The organism is Mucilaginibacter sp. (assembly GCF_965277465.1).
Taxonomy (GTDB): Bacteria; Bacteroidota; Bacteroidia; order Sphingobacteriales; family Sphingobacteriaceae; genus Mucilaginibacter.
Window position 1 is genome coordinate 998,993 of sequence record NZ_CBDICW010000001.1, and the last position, 24,629, is coordinate 1,023,621.

20 protein-coding genes and 1 pseudogene are annotated in these 24,629 nt (G+C 41.0%); 11 read left to right on the forward strand and 10 right to left on the reverse strand.

The features are described from left to right. Positions 1 to 106 precede the first annotated feature (106 nt). The 4 genes from ACQY4U_RS04570 to ACQY4U_RS04585 all read left to right on the forward strand — a co-directional run bounded on the left by ACQY4U_RS04570 (position 107) and on the right by ACQY4U_RS04585 (position 3,815). Positions 107 to 1,744 carry a S8 family serine peptidase gene (locus tag ACQY4U_RS04570; protein WP_428328212.1) on the forward strand — a complete coding sequence of 546 codons (1,638 nt, stop codon included), beginning with the start codon at positions 107 to 109 and terminating at the stop codon, positions 1,742 to 1,744. A 251-nt stretch (positions 1,745 to 1,995) separates the two neighbouring features. After that, positions 1,996 to 2,979, forward strand: coding sequence for a pyruvate dehydrogenase complex E1 component subunit beta (locus tag ACQY4U_RS04575; protein ID WP_428328213.1), 984 nt, complete (start codon positions 1,996 to 1,998; stop codon positions 2,977 to 2,979). 83 nt (positions 2,980 to 3,062) lie between these two features. Then, complete coding sequence (locus ACQY4U_RS04580) at positions 3,063 to 3,578, forward strand: hypothetical protein (RefSeq protein ID WP_428328214.1); 516 nt, start codon at positions 3,063 to 3,065, stop codon at positions 3,576 to 3,578. Positions 3,579 to 3,596: 18 nt separating this feature from the next. Next, positions 3,597 to 3,815 (forward strand): alkylphosphonate utilization protein, encoded by a 219-nt coding sequence (locus ACQY4U_RS04585; protein ID WP_428328215.1) that lies wholly within the window; start codon positions 3,597 to 3,599, stop codon positions 3,813 to 3,815. 45 nt (positions 3,816 to 3,860) lie between these two features. Here ACQY4U_RS04585 and ACQY4U_RS04590 read toward each other — a convergent pair whose 3' ends face one another. The 4 genes from ACQY4U_RS04590 to fumC all read right to left on the reverse strand — a co-directional run bounded on the left by ACQY4U_RS04590 (position 3,861) and on the right by fumC (position 7,133). After that, entirely contained in the window at positions 3,861 to 4,295 is a 435-nt protein-coding gene (locus ACQY4U_RS04590; protein ID WP_428328216.1) for a low molecular weight protein-tyrosine-phosphatase, read from the reverse strand. Positions 4,296 to 4,369: 74 nt separating this feature from the next. Further along, a complete protein-coding gene (locus tag ACQY4U_RS04595) occupies positions 4,370 to 5,164 on the reverse strand; it encodes a S1/P1 nuclease (RefSeq protein WP_428328217.1) in 795 nt (264 codons plus the stop codon). A 1-nt stretch (position 5,165) separates the two neighbouring features. After that, positions 5,166 to 5,675, reverse strand: coding sequence for a fumarate hydratase (locus ACQY4U_RS04600; RefSeq protein ID WP_428328218.1), 510 nt, complete (start codon positions 5,673 to 5,675; stop codon positions 5,166 to 5,168). 60 nt (positions 5,676 to 5,735) lie between these two features. After that, entirely contained in the window at positions 5,736 to 7,133 is a 1,398-nt protein-coding gene (gene fumC, locus ACQY4U_RS04605; protein WP_428328219.1) for a class II fumarate hydratase, read from the reverse strand. 190 nt (positions 7,134 to 7,323) lie between these two features. On the opposite strand from fumC, the gene ACQY4U_RS04610 reads away from it, so the two are divergent. Both ACQY4U_RS04610 and ACQY4U_RS04615 read left to right on the forward strand, forming a co-directional pair. Further along, on the forward strand, positions 7,324 to 9,150 hold the full coding sequence (locus ACQY4U_RS04610; protein WP_428328220.1) for a sensor histidine kinase: 1,827 nt from the start codon (positions 7,324 to 7,326) through the stop codon (positions 9,148 to 9,150). Between the two features lies 1 nt (position 9,151). Then, positions 9,152 to 9,907 carry a LytR/AlgR family response regulator transcription factor gene (locus ACQY4U_RS04615; RefSeq protein WP_428328221.1) on the forward strand — a complete coding sequence of 252 codons (756 nt, stop codon included), beginning with the start codon at positions 9,152 to 9,154 and terminating at the stop codon, positions 9,905 to 9,907. 197 nt (positions 9,908 to 10,104) lie between these two features. On the opposite strand, the gene ACQY4U_RS04620 is transcribed toward ACQY4U_RS04615, so the two are convergent. From ACQY4U_RS04620 to pdhA, 3 genes are all read right to left on the reverse strand, one after another. Next, the gene (locus ACQY4U_RS04620; RefSeq protein WP_428328222.1) at positions 10,105 to 10,620 is read right to left on the reverse strand and encodes a hypothetical protein; all 516 of its coding nucleotides are present in this window, start codon (positions 10,618 to 10,620) and stop codon (positions 10,105 to 10,107) included. Between the two features lie 163 nt (positions 10,621 to 10,783). Beyond that, a complete protein-coding gene (locus ACQY4U_RS04625; RefSeq protein ID WP_428328223.1) occupies positions 10,784 to 12,463 on the reverse strand; it encodes a 2-oxo acid dehydrogenase subunit E2 in 1,680 nt (559 codons plus the stop codon). Between the two features lie 48 nt (positions 12,464 to 12,511). After that, positions 12,512 to 13,507 carry a pyruvate dehydrogenase (acetyl-transferring) E1 component subunit alpha gene (pdhA, locus tag ACQY4U_RS04630; protein ID WP_428328224.1) on the reverse strand — a complete coding sequence of 332 codons (996 nt, stop codon included), beginning with the start codon at positions 13,505 to 13,507 and terminating at the stop codon, positions 12,512 to 12,514. 414 nt (positions 13,508 to 13,921) lie between these two features. On the opposite strand from pdhA, the gene ACQY4U_RS04635 reads away from it, so the two are divergent. Next, the gene (locus ACQY4U_RS04635) at positions 13,922 to 14,503 is read left to right on the forward strand and encodes a C40 family peptidase (protein ID WP_428328225.1); all 582 of its coding nucleotides are present in this window, start codon (positions 13,922 to 13,924) and stop codon (positions 14,501 to 14,503) included. Between the two features lie 55 nt (positions 14,504 to 14,558). Next, positions 14,559 to 15,686: a CapA family protein gene (locus tag ACQY4U_RS04640; RefSeq protein WP_428328226.1), complete on the forward strand. Its 1,128-nt coding sequence runs from the start codon at positions 14,559 to 14,561 to the stop codon at positions 15,684 to 15,686. 105 nt (positions 15,687 to 15,791) lie between these two features. Here the strand turns inward: ACQY4U_RS04640 and ACQY4U_RS04645 are convergent, their stop codons facing one another. Next, a complete protein-coding gene (locus ACQY4U_RS04645) occupies positions 15,792 to 17,663 on the reverse strand; it encodes a DUF3857 domain-containing protein (protein WP_428328227.1) in 1,872 nt (623 codons plus the stop codon). Positions 17,664 to 17,781: 118 nt separating this feature from the next. On the opposite strand from ACQY4U_RS04645, the gene ACQY4U_RS04650 reads away from it, so the two are divergent. The 3 genes and pseudogenes from ACQY4U_RS04650 (at position 17,782) to ACQY4U_RS04660 (ending at position 21,813) form a co-directional block, all read left to right on the forward strand. After that, on the forward strand, positions 17,782 to 19,161 hold the full coding sequence (locus ACQY4U_RS04650; RefSeq protein WP_428328228.1) for a DUF1800 domain-containing protein: 1,380 nt from the start codon (positions 17,782 to 17,784) through the stop codon (positions 19,159 to 19,161). 65 nt (positions 19,162 to 19,226) lie between these two features. Beyond that, a pseudogene (locus tag ACQY4U_RS04655) lies at positions 19,227 to 20,611 on the forward strand (DUF1800 domain-containing protein). Positions 20,612 to 20,613: 2 nt separating this feature from the next. Next, on the forward strand, positions 20,614 to 21,813 hold the full coding sequence (locus ACQY4U_RS04660) for a DUF1501 domain-containing protein (protein ID WP_428328229.1): 1,200 nt from the start codon (positions 20,614 to 20,616) through the stop codon (positions 21,811 to 21,813). Between the two features lie 57 nt (positions 21,814 to 21,870). On the opposite strand, the gene ffh is transcribed toward ACQY4U_RS04660, so the two are convergent. Together ffh and ACQY4U_RS04670 are read right to left on the reverse strand one after the other, a co-directional pair. Continuing rightward, on the reverse strand, positions 21,871 to 23,196 hold the full coding sequence (gene ffh / locus ACQY4U_RS04665) for a signal recognition particle protein (protein ID WP_428328230.1): 1,326 nt from the start codon (positions 23,194 to 23,196) through the stop codon (positions 21,871 to 21,873). A gap of 254 nt (positions 23,197 to 23,450) precedes the next feature. Continuing rightward, on the reverse strand, positions 23,451 to 24,464 hold the full coding sequence (locus ACQY4U_RS04670; protein ID WP_428328231.1) for a DUF3078 domain-containing protein: 1,014 nt from the start codon (positions 24,462 to 24,464) through the stop codon (positions 23,451 to 23,453). Between the last annotated feature and the right edge of the window lie 165 nt (positions 24,465 to 24,629).

Genomic DNA, 24,629 nt, shown 5'->3' on the forward strand with positions numbered 1-24,629 from the left:
ATTAAAAACTGAGTGGTTGATTGTTTTACAAGCCTCACCTAAATCCTCTCCGGGGGGAGAGGACTTTAAAAGAATCAGCCATTTAATAAATCAACTTAAAATATAAATGTACAATATCCGCAAATTCGCCATTAGCACCCTGATGTGCGGCGCTTTATTTATCAGTGCAAACAGCTACGGACAGCAAGCCCCTAAAAAAGATCCCGAACCGCCAAAAAACTGGCATGCAATGGATCTTAAAACAGATGGTTTTTATGGGATAAGCCTTAACCAGGCCTACCAGTTTCTGAAAGGGAAAAAAAGCAAAACAGTTGTAGTAACCACTATAGATAGCGGAATTGATACCCTTCAAAATGATTTAAAAAGTATTTTATGGGTAAATACCAAAGAGATTCCGGGTAATGGCATTGATGACGATCATGATGGTTTTATTGATGATGTGCATGGCTGGGATTTTTTAGGCGGCAAAGGTGGCAAGGTTGATTTTACCGAAACTACCGAAGAGGTGAGGCAGTACTTTAAGCTGAAAAGCAAATACGCCAGCGTAACAACTGCACCTGCCGGGCAGGAAAAAGAGTATGCCTACTGGCAAAACGTTAAGGCTAATTATGATACCACCATGAGCAAGGCACAGGCCGAAATAAAAGACCTGAGCATGGAGGTAAACGTACTTACAGCTACAAATTATTATATAAAAAGAGAGTTGAAATTAAACTCAGATCAAACCTTTAACAAGGCTGATCTGGATAAGTTAAAAGCAGCAAACGATACCGTTACCCAAAGCAAAACAGTTTGGGAATCAGTTTTTACGCAGATAGGTGAAAATACCGATAACTCAAAAGTATTGAAGGACCTTACCGAGTATTATGCCAAGCAGAACAATACCATTACCCCTGACCTGGAATCACGTGCGCGTATTGTGGGCGATGATCCGGATGTGAACGATGGTAAGCCTTACGGTAATAATATCCTGAAAAATGCCGATGCATCGCATGGTACAGGTGTGGCCGGTTTAATTGGCGCTGTACGTAACAATGGTTATGGTATTGACGGCGTTGCCGATAATGTAAGGATCATGTCGATCAAAGCTGTTCCTAATGGCGATGAGTATGATAAGGATATTGCTAACGCGATACATTTCGCGGTTGACCACGGCGCACAGGTAATTAACATGAGCTTTGGTAAAAAGATATCTCCGCATAAGGATTGGGTTGACGAGGCCTTTAAATACGCAGCAGCAAAAGATGTGCTGCTGGTAATGGCATCAGGTAATGACAGCCAGGATGTGGATGCCAAGCCCGAGTTTCCGAATGATACTTATCTGGATGGGACAACTACTGATAACGTAATTAACGTAGGTGCATCGGGCCCAAAGCCGGATGATAATCTGGCTGCTGAGTTTAGTAACTATGGTAAAAAAAATGTAGATGTTTTTGCACCGGGTGTTAAAGTAACCTCAATTGATACCGATGCTGAATTTAATACAGCTGATGGTACCAGTTTCGCATCACCAATTGTGGCAGGTGTGGCTGCTTTAATATTAGAGTATTACCCTGATCTAAGCGCGAAACAACTGAAACAAGCAATAATGGAAAGCGCAACACCTATAAAAGGTAAAATGGTTATTAAACCGGGTTCAAAAACGGTTAAGGTTGATTTTGCTTCGCTATCACAAACGGGTGGTATTGTTAATGCCTATAAAGCATTGGAAATAGCTTCGAAGATGAAGGGCGAGCGAAAATAAGTTGACGGTGTAAGCGTTCCAATTTTTCTTATTAAAGTAACGTTAGTAACAACTACCGGTAAAAATTGGTAAGATTGCTATTTATATAAATGTCAGAGAGAGTTTTGCAGTGGGTTTTACCATCAATATACTAAACTTTTGTAAAATAATTGTCGTTAAAGGCATAAAACAGAACTGTTAACCGTATGGGATTGCAAATAACACTTAAGTGATTATATTTGCGTTCGCAAAAAAGCATATTTTATAATACGATGAGAGAAATACAATTCAGAGAAGCGCTTCGTGAAGCAATGAACGAAGAAATGCGCAAGGATGATAAAATATACCTGATGGGTGAAGAGGTAGCAGAATACAATGGTGCCTACAAAGTTAGCCAGGGAATGCTGGACGAATTTGGCGCTAAGCGTGTTATTGATACACCTATCTCTGAGTGTGGTTTTACCGGTATCGGTATAGGTTCAGCAATGAACGGTCTGCGCCCTATTATTGAGTTCATGACCTTTAATTTTTCGTTGGTAGCTATCGATCAGATCATCAACGGAGCAGCCAAGATCATGTCAATGAGCGGTGGCCAGTTCTCAGTGCCAATCGTTTTCCGTGGTCCTACCGGTAATGCAGGTATGCTAAGCTCGCAGCACAGCCAGTGCTTTGAAAGCTGGTATGCTAACTGCCCGGGATTAAAAGTGGTTGTACCATCAAATCCTTATGATGCAAAAGGCTTATTAAAATCAGCAATTCTTGATCCAGATCCGGTTATATTTATGGAATCTGAATTAATGTATGGCGATAAAGGCGAAGTGCCCGAAGAAACTTACTACATTGAAATAGGTAAAGCAAACGTTGTTAAACAAGGCACCGATGTTACATTGGTAAGTTTTGGTAAAATAATGAAAGTGGTTATTGCCGCTGCTGCCGAGCTTGAAAAAGAAGGCATCAGTGCCGAAGTAATTGACTTACGTACTGTGCGCCCAATTGATTACGATACCGTTATTGCTTCTGTTAAAAAAACAAACCGTTTGGTAATTGTTGAAGAAAGCTGGCCTTTAGGTTCAATAGCTACGGAAGTTGCCTTTAAAGTACAAAAGGATGCATTTGATTATTTAGATGCCCCGGTACTGCGCATTATGGGTGGTGATGTTCCATTGCCTTACGCTCCAACTTTAATCCAGGAGTACCTTCCAAACGCTGAACGCGTTGTTAAAGCTGTAAAAGAAGTAATGTACGTAACCAAGTAATTTGGGTAAACGAAAATATTTACAAGCCTGCTACCAAAATAGCAGGCTTTTTTATTTATTTTGACCCATCTTTTATCATTACCATGAAAAACTTAAATATAAACCACTACTTCAGGAGATCATTTTTGCTGGCTGCCTTTATTTGCGGCAGTTACTTTTATGCAGCCGCACAAACAGCAGAACCGGCTGCTGCAGCAACCGCCAAGCCAGCTGTTGTTACAGTTAAAGGCGCAACAAGCCTGGTTGATGCTTTTTTTAAAAAATATAAAGACGATGGCTCGGGCCCGGCAATTGATTATATTTTTGGCACCAATAAATACTTTAGTAACAGCGCTGGTATAACACAGCTTAAAGGCCATCTGGATTCACTTCGTCAAAATATAGGCGCTTACCTGGGTAAAGAGCTTATCGTTCAAAAAAACGCCTCAAACAGCCTTGTGTTGTACAGCTACCTGGTAAAGCATGAGGTACAGCCCATCAGGATCACCTTTATGTTTTATAAACCTAAAAACGACTGGGTATTGTACCGCTTTAAATATGACGACCAGATAGATGCTGAACTGGAAGAAGCCGGCAAGATCAATAACAAACGCCCTTAGTAATAACACATCCATATATTGGAAACATCGAACGTAAAAGGCAGTAACGGTAACACGCTTAATGAAGGCGATTCAGTATCGCTGATAAAAAGTTTAAAAGTAAAGGGCTCAACTACCACACTTAAGCAGGGCACAACTATAAAAAAGATCCGCCTGACTGATAATGACGAAGAGGTTGACTGTAAGGTTGATGGAATGAGCGTTGTGCTTAAAACCTGTTTTTTGAAAAAGAAATAATAGTCGTTAAGCAGGGTTGATCTGCATCGGGGGAAACACAAAGGATTATTTAAGCTTTTGAATGATCTCTTTACAGCCTTTTTCAATCATCTGGAAAACAGGCTCAAACTGCGTATCATCATGGTAAGGATCAGGGACTATCGCGTCGCCCAATAGCAACTTTACTTTTTGAGCATCTGCTGCGTTGCGGGCTTTGGCCAATATATCGCTCAGGTTGCTTCTGTCCATTACAAAAATGTGATCATATTCGTCAAAATCGCTGATCCTGAATAATCTGCAAACCTGTTTGCTGATGTCAATACCATGCTCCCTTGCTGTGCGGGTTGAGCGGCGGTCTGGTCCTTCGCCAACATGCCAGTTGCCTGTACCTGCCGAATCTACCTGCCAATCAAGGCCATTCTCTGCTGCTAAATGCTCCAAAATGCCATGCGCCAATGGCGAACGGCAAATGTTACCAAGGCAAACCATTAATATTTTCATTCTATGGGATGATGGGATAAATTGATAAGGGCCTGGTAGCTGAAACACGATCAGTTGCCAGGCCCTTCAAATAATTATGCGAAGATCTGATTCAGGATACCTGCCAACCTAACGCCAGCCTTAAGCATTTGCTGGTTAACAATTTCAATGTGGCTAAAGTTGTATTTGTAGTTCAGCGTATCGCCCGGTTTTATCTCGGTATATAGCTTTTCGGCAATCTGGTTTGATTCAAATAACCATTTGCTGATAGGTGCTTTTTGCCACTCGTTACGTTGTGACCATGTTGTATGGTTAATAGCTGTAGCATATTCAGTATAGCTCAATTGCTGAAAATCTATCAGCTGTGAATCCCAAACCGAATGCAGGTTGGTTGGCGTGCTGAACCAGTTTACCTTAAAATCATTACCACCTTTATCATCAGTATGTGCAGTATGCATCGGCTGGTGCACATCTTCAATAATATGGATCAGCATACGCAGGTAAAGTAATTGATTCTCTTTGGTCAAATCCTTTTTCTTTAGCTCGGCTATTAAAAAAAGCATCTTGGTGTAAGCGTCAACTTTGGTATCCTGCTCTAAATAGGTCTGCATTTCGGGATAGGTATAAGCCTTATCAAAATCAATAAAATGCCAGCTGTATAAATAGCTGTAGTTTGGGTCTGATTTTATAAAATCGGCCCAGTTGCTGGTCATGGCAATTGATTCGTTGCCTAAAATCTCCTTTATGGCTAAACGCGCTTTGGGGCTTAAATAGCTTTCGGCAATCTGTCCGCAAATGCGGTGACCTTGTGTTCCCCAGGCCATTGATTGCAGCGGGGCATAAATTATGGCTAAGCCAAATATCAGTTTCTTAAAAAAATTTGTTTTCATATTATAGCGGTTTGGGGTTACAAGATGTTTTTTTAATTAAATGAGCATCAATTGGAATTACGTTTGATGTGCTTGCAAATTGGGCCTGCTTATCTGTTTTTTTAGTTACCTTAAAAATCTCCTCATAATCACCCGCTCTGAAACAGCTTTTCTCGTCCTTTATCGACATATCGGCATTAACAAACTGGCCTTTAAGGTGCAGTGTGTCTTTTACCTGCACGTAAGTTCCTTTGCAATACTCTGTCCAGCGGCCGGTACTGGTGCAACTGTCAGCGCCGGTGTTTACTTTGCTAAAAGTGCTTATCGATACAAAAAAAGAATCGCAGCTAAATTTAAGGTGATAAAGCGAGTAGCTTACTAATTTATTTTGCCCGGTAATGGTATCCTGCTGCCACTCGCCCTGCAAATAACCTTCGCCCGGTTTTTGCATATCGGGGTTAAACTTACAGGCCGAAAGACTGAAAGCTATCAGTAAGGCTAAAGTATAAAAAGCGAAAATAGGTTTTTGCATTCAGACCGTTTGTTAAATTTTCCCTCCCTAAAAGAGAGGGGAGTAGCTTGTGGCTTTCATTTATTTTAAACTGCCAATCATATCTTCGGGGCGTACCCATTGGTCAAACTGCTCATTGGTCAGTAAGCCAAGGCCAAGGGCTGCTTCGCGTAACGATTTATTTTCCTTTAGGGCAGTTTTAGCAATTTTGGCCGCATTTTCGTACCCTATGTGCGGGTTAAGTGCAGTAACCAACATTAACGAGTTTTCAAGGTGCTTTTTGATACCGGCATAATTTGGTTCAATACCAACGGCACAATGATCATTAAATGAAGAGCAGGCATCGCCAATTAAACGGGCCGACTGTAAAAAGTTGGCTGCCATAACCGGTTTAAATACATTCAGCTCGTAATGGCCGTTTGAGCCGCCTATTGAAATGGTAACATCATTACCCATAACCTGTGCAGCTACCATTGTAACGGCTTCGTTTTGGGTTGGATTTACCTTGCCCGGCATAATTGATGATCCCGGTTCGTTATCAGGGATGTGGATCTCGCCGATACCTGAACGCGGGCCTGAAGCCAGCATGCGGATATCGTTAGCAATCTTCATTAATGAAACGGCTATCTGCTTTAATGCACCGTGTGATTCAACAATGGCATCATGCGCAGCCAAAGCCTCAAACTTATTTTCGGCCGTGCGGAAAGGCAGGTTGGTGAATTTGGCAATGTATTCGGCCACCTTAACATCATAACCCTGTGGGGTATTGATGCCGGTACCAACAGCTGTACCACCAAGGGCCAGTTCAGAAAGGTGATCTAACGTGTTTCTTAAAGCTTTTAAACCGTGATTAAGCTGCGATACATAGCCAGAAAACTCCTGGCCTAAGGTAAGCGGCGTAGCATCCATTAGGTGGGTACGGCCTATTTTAACCACGCTTTTAAATGCTTCTGATTTTGCCTGTAAAGTATCACGCAGTTTTTCAATGCCCGGTATAGTTACGTCCATTACCATTTTGTAGGCGGCAATGTGCATAGCAGTAGGGTAAGTATCGTTTGATGACTGTGATTTGTTCACATCATCATTAGGGTGGATAAATGTTTTGCCCTCGCCAAGTTTATTGCCTGCCAGTACGTGTGCACGGTTAGCAACTACCTCGTTAACGTTCATGTTTGATTGCGTACCCGAGCCTGTTTGCCATATTACCAGCGGAAACTCTCCGGCTAAGTCACCGGCAAGTATCTCATCACAAACCTGTGCTATCTGGTCGCGTTTCTCGGCAGGTAAAACGCCGCAATCCGTATTGGTATAAGCGGCAGCTTTTTTAAGGTAAGCAAAAGCAGCAATAATTTCCTTTGGCATTGAAGCCTCCGGACCAATTTTAAAGTTATTGCGTGATCGTTCTGTTTGTGCTCCCCAATATTTATCGGCAGGTACCTGTACCTCGCCCATGGTATCGTGTTCGGTTCTGAAACTCATGGAATTTGTATTTTTTGCAGGGGCAAATTTAGGGTTTTATGTGGTTTAATGTTAGCTGCCATAAAATTAATACATTGTATTTTTTGATGCCTTATGCGCCGCATACTAAGCGGCAAAGGTTGTTTACTGTTTGGTGCTTGTGTATATTTAGCAGGATGGGCAGTTTTACAGCAACAAACCGTATTTAAACATGAAAACAATAAAACTGCCATTAAAAAATATAGCCCTGCTGTTTATGCTAATCCTTTATAGCTTAACTGCATTTTGCCAGGAAGGGATCACCGCTATTGAAGGCCAGGGTCAGCTAAAAATTTATGAAAATCAAAAGCTGATAGATACTTTGCATGCTACATATGCACAGCTGGCAAAGGTGCACCAGGTATTAAGGGTAAAGCAAATGGTAAAAGATCATTACTACTTTGATTTTCCTTTTGCCCGTAACCTGGGTGTCCGGTTTAAAAGTACCGACAGTACGAAAAGCAAAATATACGAGGGCCTTGACTGGGGCAGCGGCAATTTTTTTAAAAGCATTATTATTGATGGTAATTGCGCCATTGAGATGGCCGCTTTGGATATAAATGAGCATAATGCTGGCGATTACCGCTACCGGGTTATCCAAAATGATAACAGAGAACTGGTTTCATGGACCCAGCCATCCGTTTTTAAATACACCAGCGATGGGCGATACAAGTATGCTTACCTGGGCCTGTTTAAATTTGTACCAGGGCAAGTTATAAAAGTAGAGATCTACAATACTAAAAATTACCCGCAGCAGGATGCTATGCTGATAGACTGGCGAAAGGTTGAGGCGCCAAAGGTTGATGGGAATATTCAATACATCAGCAAAAGTTTTCGGCTGCCCGATAATGGGCTGCTCTCTTCAGATATGAATGAAATTAAACACCCGCGGAAAGAGTATAAACGGAAGATATTAGGGCAGCTAATCACTTCTTTTACCCCGGCATCATTCAACTTTATAGAAACCACCTCGTTAAACGATATTAAGTTCCGGTTGGCAGATTCCTTACAAAACCTGAATTTTAATATCGGCAACGGCAAAAGATTATATAATTACAGGATCAAGCTAAAAAGAGAAATTGACGGGCATACTGACAGTATTGATTTTGGCGAAACCAATACCCGGTTTGATCTTTACAAAGAGTTTTGGAAAAACCCGGGCAAGTATAAAATAACCTTTACTCCCAAAATCTATAAGCATGGCGGCCAGCCCATATTTTTACTGCATAACCTTGCTACCAGCATCAGCTTTACGGTATTACCTGCTTTAAATGTTGAACACAGCATCCCGGTAAAAACGGCATCTTACATCATACTTATTCTCTTAACCACTGCCGCTTACATGTTTGTTAAGTATCGTGAGCATCAGAAACGCATTATCGCTAAAGAAGCACAAAAAAGAGAGATAGCTACGCTGAAATTACAATCGGTACGGGCGCAGCTTAACCCGCACTTTATTTATAATGCCCTTGCGGGGATCCAAAACCTGATGAACAAAAACGATATTGAAAATGCCAATAAATACCTCTCGAAATTTGCACGCCTAACCCGCAACGTGCTGGATGACGGTCAAAAGGAACTTACCTCCATAGAGCAGGAAACAGCGCTTTTGAATGATTATCTGCAAATGGAGCAGCTGCGCTTCGGCTTTAAATTTAGTGTGGAGCTTGATAATGATCAGATTGACCAGCAAATAGAGATCCCCGCCATGCTATTACAGCCATTTGCCGAAAACGCGGTAAAACATGGGGTATCTGCCTTAAAAGACAAAGGGATAGTTACCATCAGCATAAAAAGAAAAGAAAACGATTTGCTGATGACTGTGCATGATAACGGCAAAGGGTTTAGCGGCAACCCAACGGAAGGGAAGGGAATAAAGCTTTGTGAAGACAGGGTAAAACTGCTGAACAGCATCTATAAAAATACAACTATATTGCTGCACAAAACATGGGGCACTGAGGGCACATTGATCACTATTGAATTAAAGAACTGGCTATAGCATGAAAGCAATTATTGTAGATGACGAAGCCGCCAACTGCGAAAACCTGCAGCACTTGTTGCAAACCTACGCTCCTGATGTACAAATAGCCGCCATTGCTGAAGATGTTGACACGGCCCTAACCGCAATTAAGCACCACAGGCCCGAATTGGTTTTTTTGGATATTCAGCTGCAGGCGCAATCGGGTTTTGACCTGTTGAAACAGTTAGGGGAGATCAATTTCGAGCTTATTTTTGTTACCGCTTATAACCAGTATGGTATACAGGCCATAAAGTTTGCCGCACTTGATTATTTACTAAAGCCAATAGATATTGATGAGCTGACCGCAGCTATTGAGAAGGCCCGTAAAGCCATCAGGCAAAAACAAAAAAACGACCGCCTCAACTACCTGCTCGAATATTTAAAGGACGATAACCAAACCAGGCCCCGCATTGCCCTACCGCTTTTTAGTGAAACACGGTATGTGAACATCAGCGATATTGTGCGCTGCGAAGCCGATAATACCTATACCCTCTTTATGCTCAACAGCGGGGAGCAGATAATGGTATCAAAAACACTGAAAGAATATGCCGATATGCTGCTCAATTACGGCTTTCTGCGCAGCCATCAGTCGCACCTGGTAAATATCGCTTTTATAAAAAGCTGGCTTCGCGAGGATGGGGGCAGCCTGTTTTTGTTTGATGGCACCAAAATCCCCGTATCAAAACTAAACCGCGAAAAGGTAAAGAGTATTTTAACAGCACAGTTTAAGTTGTGAATTTTGTTTCTGATTTTCTCCATGTAGTGGTGCGATAAGCCACTTCTAAAGTTAACTATATGTGAGTTGGGACAAAGACTTGAGTAAATTTTTATTCCTTAAATTATTTAAAAAAAAATAAATATTGTGCATTTACATTAGTTATTCTCCGATTACCAAATTAGTATGGTTCGGAACTGAAAAGAAGGAGGGATATATTACCAGTTAAACTTATGGCTATAAAAATGATTCGCCATATTTTGTATGCAATTTATAATATTACCAAAGGTTTGTTCATCATAATCAAGTGGCAAAACGGCATCTTTTATTTTTATAAATCTTATTGTATTTTCTTCTTTTTCGATATGACTTAATAAACCGTCTTTTTCAAATAACATCCTATGTGCAAATATATTTCTATGCTCAGCCATTTTGACTAAATCGGAATTTAAGGGTATTCTGCCTTTTTTTCGATCATCGTTAATAATTGAACTATATTCAAGAGCCCAATCCTTTGTATAATTAGATATTATATATTTAACTATTTGAATTTTAGCACCTAAATTCATTCTTTCATCACCTAATATTAACTTATGAAAATCAACTTCTCTATTTACATCCCTGCAAAAAAACTCCATTAAAAATATATTTAATCCGGTTTCCAAATTTATAATTTCATGAAGTAGTGTTCCTCTGTATTCTATAGATAGTTTAACGTTTTCTTCGGGGGGCATGGATTCTCAGCTTTTAGTTAACTAATCTACAATACTATTTTAAAATAAACTTGTCCCATATTGATATATCCCAATACTTTTAAAGTTTCCCCAAACAAAAACAGCGATGAGTTTTAACTCATCGCTGTTAATTATTAAACTACCTGGTGGTAATTTGTAAAGCTTATATTAATAACCTTACGGGTTCTTCTAATAATGATTTTAGTGTTTGCAGGAATGCAGCACCCGATGCGCCGTCAACCACGCGGTGATCACAACTTAAGGTAACTTTCATTACGTTGCCTGGTACTACCGCGCCATTTTTAACAACCGGAACCTGTGCAATACCGCTAACGGCAAGGATACAAGCATTTGGTGTATTAATAATAGCCGTAAACTCATCAACACCAAACATACCTAAGTTTGATATGGTGAAGGTTGAGCCTTCCATTTCGGCAGGTTGTAATTTTTTAGATTTTGCTTTTCCGGCGAAGTCTTTAACCTCAACAGAGATGCGGCTTAATGATTTGCCGTCAGCAAATTTTATAACCGGTACCAGCAAACCTTCGTCAACTGCAACAGCTACACCAATGTGTACATGTTCGTTGATGCGGATCTTATCACCTAAGAATGATGAGTTAATTGCAGGGTGTTGTTTTAAGGCAACGGCACAGGCTTTTAATACAAAATCGTTAAATGATATTTTAACCGGGGCAACATCATTGATGCGGGTACGGGCTGCAATAGCCTGGTCCATATCAATGCTCATGGTTACGTAAAAGTGCGGAGCGGTAAATAAGCTTTCAGATAACCTGCGGCTTATTGCTTTACGCATTTGGGTAACCGGTTTCTCGGTGTATTTTTCTTCGCCCGTAAATGCCGGCAATGCTACCGGTGCAGGTGCGCTTGCAGCCTGAGGGGCAGCAGGAGCCGGAGTTGCAGCAGGTGCAGCAGCTGCCATAACTGGCGCTTTTGCAGCAGGTACAAACTCTTCAACATCTTTTTTAATGATACGGCCGCCTTCGGCAGATCCTTTTACATCATTAAGGTTGATGCCTTTTTCTTTAGCTATTTTACGGGCTAATGGTGATGCTTTAACACGGCTGTCATCAGCTGATGATGTTTCGGCGCTTTCTTCAGCAGCTTCTTCAGCAACGGCAGTAGTTGCCGGGGCTGCTTCGGCTGTTGTAGCGGCGGCTGCAGGCTCATCGTCAGATAATAATGGTGTAATGTCAGTACCAGCTTTACCAACAATGGCTATAATGCCATTTACCGGGGCTGCTTCACCTTCTTTAGGGCCAATATATAATAGGGTACCGGCCTCATAACCCACAACTTCCATAGTAGCCTTATCGGTTTCTACATCAGCTAATGAATCGTCAGACTTTACCGTATCACCTACTTTAAAGTTCCATTTATTTATTACGCCTTCCGTCATGGTATCGCTCAATGCGGGCATGCGGATAACGGTTGCAGGGATACTGCTTTTATCAACCTTAGGTTTAGCTTCAACAGGTGCGGCAGGCTTTTTATCTTCTGCGGCAGCAGCAGGTGCAGCCGCTGGGGCTTCTTCCTGTTTAGCAGCAGGCGCAGCGCCTGTAGATATAGCAGCCTTGTAATCTTCACCTTCGGCACCTAAAACAGCAATAATGGTATCAACCGGAACAGCCTTGCCTTCCTCTACTCCAATATAAAGTAAAGTGCCATCCTGGTACGATTCAAAATCCATTGTGGCTTTATCAGTTTCAATTTCGGCCAATACATCGCCTGATTTTACCTTATCACCAACTTTTTTATGCCATTTAGCCAATACCCCTTCGGTCATGGTATCGCTCATTTTAGGCATTTTAACTACTTCGGCCATATATTATTTGATTCAATAGTTGTATAAATTCATTATTCAGCTAAATAATTAGCTCATTATATAAGGATAATCCTTTTGCACATAAACATCAGTATAAAGCTCTGATGCTTCAGGCCATGGTGATTCTTCAGCAAATTTAACTGATTCATCAACCTCTGCCTTAACTTTAGCTTCGATCTCTTCAAACCATTTTTCATCAGCATAACCTTCTGTAAGGATGGTGTGCTTGGTAAGCTCAATAGGATCTTTTGCTTTGTATGATTCCAGCTCCTCTTTGGTACGGTACTTCTGAGGGTCAGACATAGAGTGGCCTTTGTAACGGTAGGTACGCATTTCAAGAAAGGTTGGTCCTTCGCCTGCACGTGCGCGCTGCGCAGCTTCGTCCATTGCTTTGTGTACCGCAGCAGGGTCCATACCGTCAACAGCTGATGAAGGGATACCGTAAGGCAAGCCTAATTTATAAATATCAGTTTGTACGGTAGTACGTTCTAACGATGTACCCATTGCGTAGCCATTGTTTTCGCAAACAAAAATTACAGGCAATTTCCAAAGCGCAGCCATGTTAAAGGTTTCGGTAAGTGCGCCCTGGCGTACCGCACCATCACCCATATAGGCAACGTTTAAAAAATCAGTTCCCTTGTATTTTTCAGCAAAGGCAATACCTGCACCAAGTGGAACCTGTCCGCCAACAATACCGTGACCGCCGTAAAAATGTTTTTCTTTATCAAACATGTGCATAGAACCACCCTTGCCTTTTGAGCATCCGGTAGCCTTGCCGTAAAGTTCGGCCATGATTGAGTTTGAGGTAACACCTTTGGCAATAGCGTGAGCATGATCGCGGTAAGCGGTTATCATACTGTCTTCTTGTTTCAATACAGACATTGCTCCGGCTAATACAGCCTCCTGCCCTATATATAAGTGGCAAAAGCCCCTTATTTTTTGTTGTCCGTATAACTGTCCTGCTTTTTCTTCGAACTTTCGCATCAAAAGCATTGACTCGTACCACATCAGGTAAGTGTCCTTATTTATTTCGATTGAACCCATGTATTTTTAGACGATGAATTTTTATAAAGCGCAAATCTAATTATATCCTTCAAATATAGAAACTGCTTTGCTGCTGTTAAACGCTGATTTTGTTAAAAAGATTTGTAATATTTTGAATATTTGCCTTAATATTGCCCCCACACTACAATAAAGCGGGTAAAAGGCGCCTCATTTTTTCTCGTTGGGATTGAAAATAAATATACTGTTTACAGCATATACATTATTAAAAAAGCATCAATTTTTTAATAATGTGAGTTTCAAGCTGCATGATTTTGCAAATGCATACAATTGTTGAAAAAAAACAGTCATTTGCTTGCAATTTTAAAAAAATTGAATAGTTTTGTAGCGAACAATAGACAGGGTGTCCAATTTAATAAACAATTTGTTGGTCAAAACAGCAAACTAATTGATTAAATGAAGAAAATTACTATCGTTATTGCATTATTTTTCAGCGTATTAGCTGTACAAGCGCAAACAAAAATCAGTCCAACTCCTACGGACGCGAAATCTTCTGACGATCAGGAATCATTAGCAAAAGATTATTTATCACAAATAATGGGCGTTGCATTATCGGCAACCTCAAATATGAAACTTTTTCATTTTGTTTACGACTGGATTGGTACCCCGTACCGTTTTGGCGGAAGCTCAAGAAATGGTATTGATTGCTCGGCATTTACCAAAGAATTATACAGCAAGGTTTTCGATATGGATATTGAGCGCAGCTCGCGCGATATTTTCAGTATGGTTAACCCGGTTAGAAGAGATGATTTAAAAGAAGGCGATTTAGTTTTCTTTAAAATACATAGCCGTCGTATATCACACGTTGGTATTTACTTAGGCAACAACAGGTTTGCTCATGCATCATCTAGAGGTGTTGCGATCAGCAGTTTGGATGATGCTTATTACAAGCGCTATTTTTACCGCGGTGGCCGCATGCTTGAATCTTTCAAGGCCGAGCTTGAAAAGCAGGGCACTGATAATGATAATAAAAACTAAAATATTATAAACCCGATTAATTAATCCTTTCAATTATGAAAGGATTTTTTTTTGAATGATTCTGCGCTTTTTTCTTTTCATAGCCCTGTTAAGTAGCTGTTTTGCGGCCTGCCGGGAGGCACAACATCCGCAACAGGAATATCACCCTAAAAAAAAGACCGTTAAAAAAGTAACTGCCGTAAAGCAGGATACCACGCAGCGCGATTCTTTTTGTATTGCTGCCGTTGGCGATATTATGCTGGGCACTTCGTATCCTGATAATAAAACCTTACCGCCCGACAGTGCAAAAGGCAGCTTTAAAAACGTTTTTAACGAACTGCGTAACGCCGACGTGGCCATTGGCAACCTGGAAGGTACGCTGCTTGATACCGGAGCACCTGCCAATTACCGTCTGCACCAGTTACAAAGGCCATGGTTGTTCAGGATGCCGGTAGCTTATGGCGGTATTTTAAAAGATGCCGGTTTTAACCTGCTGAGCCTGGCAAATAACCACATTGGTGATTTTGATGATGCAGGCCGAAAAAGCACCATGCATGTGTTAGATAGCCTGGGCATAAATTACGGTGGGCAGGTAAGCCACCCTACATCAGTTTTTAAAGTTAATGGGGTAACCTACGGCTTTTGCGCCTTTGCACCTAACGGCTATACATTGCCCATACTTGATCTTAAATATGCGGGCAGGATAATTCAGCAGCTTAAACAGCGGTGCGATATTGTAATTGTATCGTTTCATGGCGGGGGCGAGGGTACGGCCTTTGAGCATGTGCCTTTTGGAATGGAATTATATGTGAACGAGAAGCGCGGCGATGTAAATGCTTTTGCCCATAATGCCATTGATGCCGGGGCCGATATTGTTTTGGGGAATGGGCCACATGTATGCCGGGCTATGGAGCTTTATAAGGGCCGGTTGATAGCCTATAGTTTAGGTAATTTTTGTACTTACAGGTGTGTTAGTGTTATAGGTGTTTGCGGAATGGCCCCGCTGCTTAAAGCCTATGTAAATAAGAAAGGCGAATTTTTAAGCGGACGAATTATTGCCAACATACAAAGCCATAACCATGGTTTAGAACCCGACAGCCTCGGCCGGGTAATAACGCGTATTAAAATGCTCACCGAAACCGATTTCCCTGATGCTGGTTTAACCATTAGTGATAACGGGTTGATCATGCCCGTAAAGGAATAGAAATGCAGATAGCCAATAATCCTATTCAACCTCGAATTCTCTGGATACGCCTGGTAAAATAACGAGAGCGGGCAGAACGCAAAGTGCTACGCAGTTGTAGCTATTCTATGTCTTTTTTAAAACTATTTGTTCATTTATCATTTCGAACATTTTTTTTGAAAATTGGCGCAGGGCGGGATATTCGTCTTTAAAAAAATAAGATTTCCGGTATTCAATTATAAAATGAACAATGATGTAACCATCCTGCTCGGCTGTAATTCGTTTAAAGCTGATGCTTTTATCAGGCATTATTAAATTAATATCAGGAGGTAACCCATCAGCATTATATCCAGCTGGCTCTTTATATCTGCCGGCTACTGAATAGTATTTATTAAACTTTAGGTCTACTGCTGAATACCTGGTTTCGCTTAAAAACGGATTATTGCGCAATAATGAAAACAGGTTAGGATTAAAATACATATACTTATCATCAGTAGCCTGAAGTGTTTGTTCAAAAACAATATCCTGCGTTAAAGGCAATGACAATGAATCCGCATTTTGTAATTTGAATGATGTTATTTTTAAATTGTTGTCACCATCAAGTAGCAATTCGTTATACTTTTTTTCGCCAATTAGCTTATATATTAAAAGCTTAGCGTCTTTATTATAATTGAAGCTATTAATTTGAGCTGTGCCGCTAATTTTGCCATTAGGAATGATTTGAGCATTAATTGAAACTACATCTCTTGCAGGGTTACTGTCTTTAATAAAGATTAAGCCTGCTGATGTGGTACTTAAATTCATATATAAACCAAAAGTATTTAACAGGTAATAAGGAATCTTATCCCATGAATTGGATTTTTCAGAAGCATCAAGGATGTACTCTTTATTATCATTTGTTTTAACATAAGCCACCGTTCTGTCCAGGTTTGTGAATATGGCATTTTTTGGATTTATTCTGTGATCAACATCTGTGCTAACTGCAAGCGGACACGTAACTACCCCGGCCTGGTTTAACAAACGGCACACTATTAAATTAATTTCTGTAGCGTTACCTTTGTTTTTATTCCAAGCAACCGGAATACCCCAGCCACCTGTTTGCAGGCTTTCATCATCAGTACACTTCATTGTACTTTTAACCAGTTTAAAAATAAAGGCTATTTTTCCTTCCGTCGATAGGTTTTTGACTTCATCAGTTATATAATCCTCCCCTTTAATTTTATTATTTAATTGTTGGCCATAGCGGGCATTAAATAATAAATCGGCGCCAATTTGTGGCCAGGTAGTTTCCTTATTATAACTTTCACCCTTACCGTCATAAGATGTCAGCATAAACGTTACGGAAGCAAGGTCGGCATTATATGAGTCCATAAAAGGCTCCTCAGGAAGCGACGGTACATTTTGAAGCGCAACCTGTGTTTTAGTATTTACAACTGGAATTTGATTTGTATTAAACAGACTTTTAAATGTGTAGCCCTTGGGCACCGATAAATTGCATTCGCTGTATCTTACCGGAAGCCCACCTTGAAAATACCAGTCGGGTAGAATATTAAATACAAGGTTAATGGGCCTGCTATATGAATATTCAATAACTGACCCTGCTTTAACGGCAGGGAAAGAAAATGAGATACGGATATTACCCTTATCGATTTTTAGTTTATAAATATCCTTTCTGTTTACTTTGGTAATCTCTATTTTATTGTCATTAAGGTTAATGGTTTCAGCGCGTAAATCATTTATTTCTTCTATATTGTTATCTGTTGCACAATCAATTTTCATATTAGCAAGTTCCCGGGCGTTGTTGTTGAAAATTTTTAATCGTTTATGATACTCAAAAACTATTTTATTATCTTTTGAGTAATGAATAGTGCATTTATTAAATAGCATCATCGCGTTTGCATCTTTTTCAAAGCTGCACGAAGCCATTCTCAGATCGGCTGTATCGATTATCCCATACGGTAATGTTTGTGCATCTACAGATGTAGCAAATAAATACATCAGAGCAGTAATTAATAAGAAGGTTTTCAATTGATAAGGATTATAATATCTAAAAATAATAATTAACTGATCAGCCTGCAATTAAACCTATCACTATATTTATTGTCATAGAAATATCATGGACAATATAAAACAGCTTAAGCATTTATTTGCCCGGGCGGGCTTCGGGATGCGCTTTGCAGATATGAAGGATTTTGAAAATACCTCTGTAAAAAGCGCGGTAAGATGCCTGCTTAATGCAACGGACGATGAACAAGCCATTAATGTTGTACAAGGCGATACCGATTATACCGCCGTAATGAAAGGCGATGTACTTGCCCGCAAAATGTTTTTACAGCAACAGCGCCAACAGGAAAAAGACCTGAACGTTGCCTGGGTAAACAAAATGAGCACTACCGAAGCTCCGCTTCGCGAAAAAATGACCTTGTTTTGGCACAATCACTTTGCCTGCCGTACCCGCAACGCCAAATTTGCCCAGCAGCTCAATAATATTCAACGTGATAATGCATTGGGAAACTTTCGCACCTTGCTAACCCAGGTTGCAGAATCACCGGCCATGCTGCAGTTTTTAAATAACCAGCAAAACTTAAAAGGCCACCCCAATGAGAACTTTGCCCGCGAGCTGATGGAACTTTTTACAATAGGCCGGGGTAATTACTCGGAAACGGATGTAAAAGAATCGGCCCGCTCTTTTACAGGGTATGGCTTTAACAAAGGCGGCGATTTTGTGATGCGCAAGTTTGTGCATGACGATGGCGTGAAAACCTTTATGGGCAAAACCGGAAACTTTGCCGGGGCCGACATTATGAACGCCCTGTTAGCCAAAAGAGAAACGGCACACTTCATCAGTAATAAAATATATAAATACCTGGTAAATGAAACGCCGGATGCCGCGCATGTAAACGCGATGGCCGATGTGTTTTACAAATCCGATTATGAGATAAAGCCCCTGCTTGAATATGTATTTACGGCCGATTGGTTTTACAGTGACAAAAACACGGGCAATGTTATAAAGGGCCCGGTTGAATTTTTGGTAGGCTTAAACAGGCAGTTTTATATCACCTACCAGCGGCCCGAAGTTTTGCTGCAATTTCAGCGGGTATTGGGGCAGGTATTGTTCTATCCGCCAAATGTGGCCGGATGGCCCGGCGGGCGAAACTGGATTGACAGTTCATCATTAATGTATCGCCTTAAAATACCATCAACCTTATTAAACGGCGGCTTGATTGATTTTACGGGCAAGGCCGATCCGGAAGATGAGGCCTATTTGGCTACTGTTCGCAACCAGCAGCAATTTGTAAATACCAAGGTGCAGGCACAGCCCGACTGGGATAAGTTTTTTCAAAGCATCCCTAAAAATACATCGAAAACAGAAATAGCAGCGTTTATACTGGAACCAAAATTGAGTAAGATATTGTTAGATAACATTAGCAAGGATACTGATGTAAAAGCGATGATAATTGAGCTGGTATCAACACCGGAATATCAGCTAACCTAATGTTTATTAATTTTTAATTAAACTTTTTCATTTTTTAGCTGTCATAACTAAAATACCCCTGTGAAATGAATAATTCAAGACATATAAAGCACCTGTATGCAAGGGCTGGTTTCGGTATCCGCTTCGAGGATTTGCACGACCATGAGAATTGGTCTATCAAGAAGGCTGTGCGCAAGTTGTTCAAAGCTTCTGAAAAACAGGAACCCATCACTGTGCTTACCGAAAATATAGATTTAAGGCCACATCCTGCCACGCAAACCGAAGATGAAAAAAAGATGGTGCAGGAGGAGCGTAACAAGCAGGAAAAGGCCCTTAACAATGCCTGGATAAAGCAGCTAAGCGAAACAGATGCCCAGCTACGCGAAAAGATGACTCTTTTTTGGCATAACCATTTTGCGTGCAATATTGGCAATGCCTACTACGAGCAACAGTTAAATAATATTGAACGGGTTAATGCGCTGGGCAATTTCAAAACACTGCTGTTACAGGTATCACAAAGCCCGGCTATGCTGCAGTTTTTAAATAATCAGCAAAATCAAAAAGGGCACCCCAATGAGAATTTTGCCCGAGAGCTAATGGAACTTTTTACCCTTGGCAGGGGGCATTATACAGAGCAGGATATTAAAGAATCAGCACGGTCATTTACCGGTTGGGCATACGATGGTAAAACAGGCGATTTTGCCTTAAACCCAAAGCGCACGACGATGGCATAAAAACCTTTTTAGGCAAAACGGGCAATTACTGCGGTGAGGATATTGTTGATATGATAGTTGCCAACAGGCAAACTGCCCTGTTTATAAGTGCTAAGCTGTATCGCTTTTTGGTTAACGATGTGCCCGATAATAATCATGTTAATCAGATGGCTGATGTGTTTTACAATGCTAATTACGAGATAAAACCATTGCTGGAATTTGTGTTCCTGTCGGATTGGTTTTATGAGGATAAAAATATAGGTAACCTGGTAAAATCGCCGGTTGAGTTTTTAACCGGGCTTAACAGGCAGTTTTATATCAGCTACCAAAACCCCGATGTGCTGATGCAGTTTCAGCGCACCTTAGGGCAGGTATTGTTCAGGCCGCCAAATGTAGCCGGCTGGCCAGGCGGCAAAAGCTGGATTGACAGTTCATCGCTGATGTACCGGATGAAGATCCCGTCAACCATATTAAATGCCGGCTATATTGATTTTACCGGCAAGGCTAATCCTGAGGACGAGGCCTACCTGGCATCGGTTCGTAAGCAGCAACTGAACGTAATAAAAAAGGTACAGGCACAACCTGATTGGGATAAGTTTTTTCATGACATCCCGGAGGATACCTCAAAAGTGCAGATAGCAGAATTTATGCTTGAACCCAAATTAGATAAAACCGTAACCGATGAGGTAAATGCCGCACCGGATATGAAGACCACCATTATACAAATAGTTTCGACACCGGAATATCAACTTTGTTAATCATGAGAAGAAGAGATTTTTTAAAAAATACAGCACTTGCATCGGGTGCGTTTTTGATCCCATCCTTTTTAAAACCGCTAGAAGCTATGGCAATGGGCGATATTACCGGTTATAAAAATCTGGTGATCATTCAGCTATCAGGTGGTAATGATGGTTTAAATACCATTATTCCTTACGGTAACGATATTTACTATCAAAAGCGTAAAACCATCGCCATAAATAAGCCGGATATAATTACGCTGAACGATATGCAGGGTTTAAACCCTAACCTGTCTGCCTTAAAAGAAATATACGACCAGGGTTGGATGAGCATTATTAACTCGGTAGGTTATCCAAATCCTGACAGGTCGCATTTCAGATCGATGGATATATGGCAAACCGGGAGCGATGCTAACCAGTTTTTAACCACCGGATGGATAGGCCGTTACCTTGATTCCAACTGCCAGACCTGTAAAAACCCTTATACGGCTATTGAGGTTGATGATACGTTGTCGCTTGCTATGAAGGGAGCAAACATGAAAGGTATTGCCGTACAGGACCCTTATAAGCTTTACCAAACCACACGCGAACCATTTTTTAAAGATTTAGTGCACGATCATGGGGATGCTAATTTGAATGAGGATAATTTGGGCTATCTGTATAAAACAATGATCGAAACCTATTCGTCTGCGGATTATATCCAGAAAACCTCCAAAACTTATAATGTAACGGCACAATACCCGGCAACGGGATTAGGTAACCAGTTAAAAACGGTATCTAAATTTATAAACTCGGGTTTGCAAACAAGAGTTTACTATGTATCACTAAGCGGGTTTGATACCCACGTGGGGCAGCAAAATCAGCAGGGCAGGCAGCTTAAAATTTATGGCGATGCCGTAGCTGCTTTTGTAAAGGATCTTAAACAAACCGGAAAATTGGATGATACGCTGGTGATGACCTTTTCAGAATTTGGCCGCCGTGTAGAACAAAATGCCAGCAACGGTACCGACCACGGCACAGCCAATAATGTAATGATATTTGGGGGCAAGCTTAAAAAGGCAGGCATCTATAACGATGCACCGGATCTGGCCCAGTTAGATAATGGCGACCTTAAATACCAGGTAGATTTTAGGGATGTATATGCCACCCTGCTTGATAAATGGCTGGATATGAACAATAGCCAGGTACTTACAAAGAATTTTGCCGGGCTAAGTTTTGTATAGATTTTTTAAAGGGAATTATTAAGCTTATGCTTCACAATTCCCCTTTAGGCTCTATAATTATTTAGGCATCCTGCGCATCATGTTGGCCATGGCGGCGGGGTTGCTCATTTGCTTCATTACTTTACGCATATCCTCAAACTGTTTTATCAGGCGGTTAACTTCGGCAAGGTTAGTGCCTGATCCATTGGCTATGCGGTTACGGCGGCTTTGGTTAATGCCATCAGGGTTTTCCTTTTCAAATGGTGTCATTGATTGTATAATGGCCTCTATTGCTTTAAAGGCATCGTCGCCAACCTCCACATCCTTCATCATTTTACCAACACCGGGTATCATGCCCATCAAATCCTTCATGTTACCCATTTTTTTGATCTGCTGTATCTGGCTGTAAAAATCGTTAAAGTCGAATTTGTTTTTGCGGATCTTCTTTTGCAGTTCGGCTGCTTCCTTTTCATCAAACTGTTGCTGGGCACGCTCAACTAATGAGATCACATCACCCATACCCAAAATACGGGAAGCCATACGATCCGGGTGGAAAACATCCAGTGCTTCCATTTTTTCGCCGGTACCAATAAACTTGATCGGCTTGTTTACTACCGATTTGATAGATAGGGCGGCACCACCACGGGTATCACCATCTAACTTGGTTAGCACAACCCCGGTAAAATCCAAACGATCGTTAAATACCTTGGCGGTGTTCACGGCATCCTGCCCGGTCATGGCATCAACCACAAATAATATTTCGTGTGGTTTAACGGCATTTTTTACCTGCTCAATCTCCACCATCATGGCCTCGTCAATAGACAAACGGCCCGCGGTATCAATAATGACTACGTTGCTGCCATTTTGCTTGGCAAGTGCTATCCCCTCGCGGGCAATAGCAATCGGGTCCTTTGATTCGGGATTGGCGTAAACGGGTACATCAATCTGCTTACCTAAAACCTGCAATTGCTCAATAGCGGCAGGGCGGTAAATATCATCGGCAACTAATAATACCTTTTTGTTTTTTTGTGTTTTTAAAAAGTGGGCCAGCTTACCGGTAAAGGTTGTTTTACCCGCACCGTTTAAGCCCGCAATTAATATAACGGTTGGGCTTGATCCAAAGTTTAGCTCGGCAGTAGTACCACCCATCAGCTCGGTCAGCTCATCATTCATGATCTTGGTGAGCAACTGGCCTGGAGAGATGGAGGTCAACACATTTTGACCCAATGCCTTTTGCCTTACCTCATCTGTAAAAGCTTTGGCAGTTTTATAGTTAACGTCGGCATCCAGAAGGGCTTTGCGTATTTCCTTCATGGTTTCGGCCACGTTTATTTCAGTAATAGTTCCTTGTCCTTTTAATACTTTAAAGGCCCTGTCGAGTTTATCCGAAAGATTTTCAAACATAGTGCGTTCCCGGTTATGAGGTTACAAAGTTAAGATTTTGAAACAAATTGACTGAATGAGATTTCAGTCTTTCTAAACATCCAAAAAATGCCTAAAAAATTGGGCTTTTCTGGACGGGATATTAATAGTTAAACGGGCTTTTGGGTGTGTTGTCCGCATTTCAGCTAACAGGCTGGCCGTAATGATTTTTAATTTTTCGTTCATAAAGCCAAGCATGAGTAAGGAACACAATATATAAAAATCTTCCCTATCAATTACGGAAACTTATACACTACCCCAAGGGCCAATCCTTCTGTGCCCTGTACGGCATTGCTGGTATGTTTATCATACAAAAAAGTACCATTCATGGTTACTGCTATCAGGCGGCTTACTTTGGCGGTAAGGGTGGCATCCACACGGTGGCTCATGTATACAAAAGGTTGTATATAAGGAATGAACAAAGCGTAACGTGCATTGATATGGATATTTTTTGAAAGATCTTTATCAATAGCAGCTACTACCTGCACCGCTAACTCATTATAAATGGTATGGCCTATAGGTACGCCATAGTTGCTGGGCTGATTATGGTAAATGGTGGTATCAAGCACAAAGGTTTGGCGGGCGGTACCTGTACCAAAACGCAAATCGAAATATTTGGTGGGCTTATACTCAAAACCTAATGACTCCGTCAAATAACCCGGCGACATAAAGTTCGAGATCAAATATGGGTTCTGTGCCTCGGTACCATCGGCATTGCTGTAGTTAAAGCCCTTATCAAACTGCGATTCGAAGGTTAATGATCCATAAAAGAACCAGTGTTTGGATAGCTGTGTAGCTAATTTATTATCAAAAAATATCCTGTCGTTTGTTTTGCGCGATCCCTGGCCTTTGTTTTTTGAGATGCCGTAGATGAGGTTTAATTCAGACGTAAAATCACGTGGTGATTTATTATATTCAAGTTTATAATCAAAATTTGAGCCCAATGCTATGGCATTTACACCACCCGCACTGTAGTTATTACTAAAGGCCGACTGGCTAAAGTTTAAACCGAAAAGCACATTTTTATGCCAGTAGCTCACCTTATAATCAAGCAAGTTTACCGGAACCAGTTCCTCTTTGATCTGTATAGGCCTGAAACGAAAGGGCAGGGCATTCTTGCCAGGCTCAATCCGGTATTTGTTTAACAGGTTGGTATCAACTTTAAGGGAGTCTGTTTTTTGCGCTTCCGCGGATATTGCTATCCCAAAAAATAACAGCAAAAAAAGCAACTTAAGTAAGGGTTTAAACATATCGGGCAAACGTTTTAAGGCTTAAAGCAAAGTGCTAAAAGCATAAAGCAATTAAAACTATCTGTTTAACAGATTTGCGGCAAATTTATTATATATAGTGAATAATGAGGCAGGTATAATTCATAAAAAATTCATTAAGCACAAATTTTTGTTGCAGATACTGCT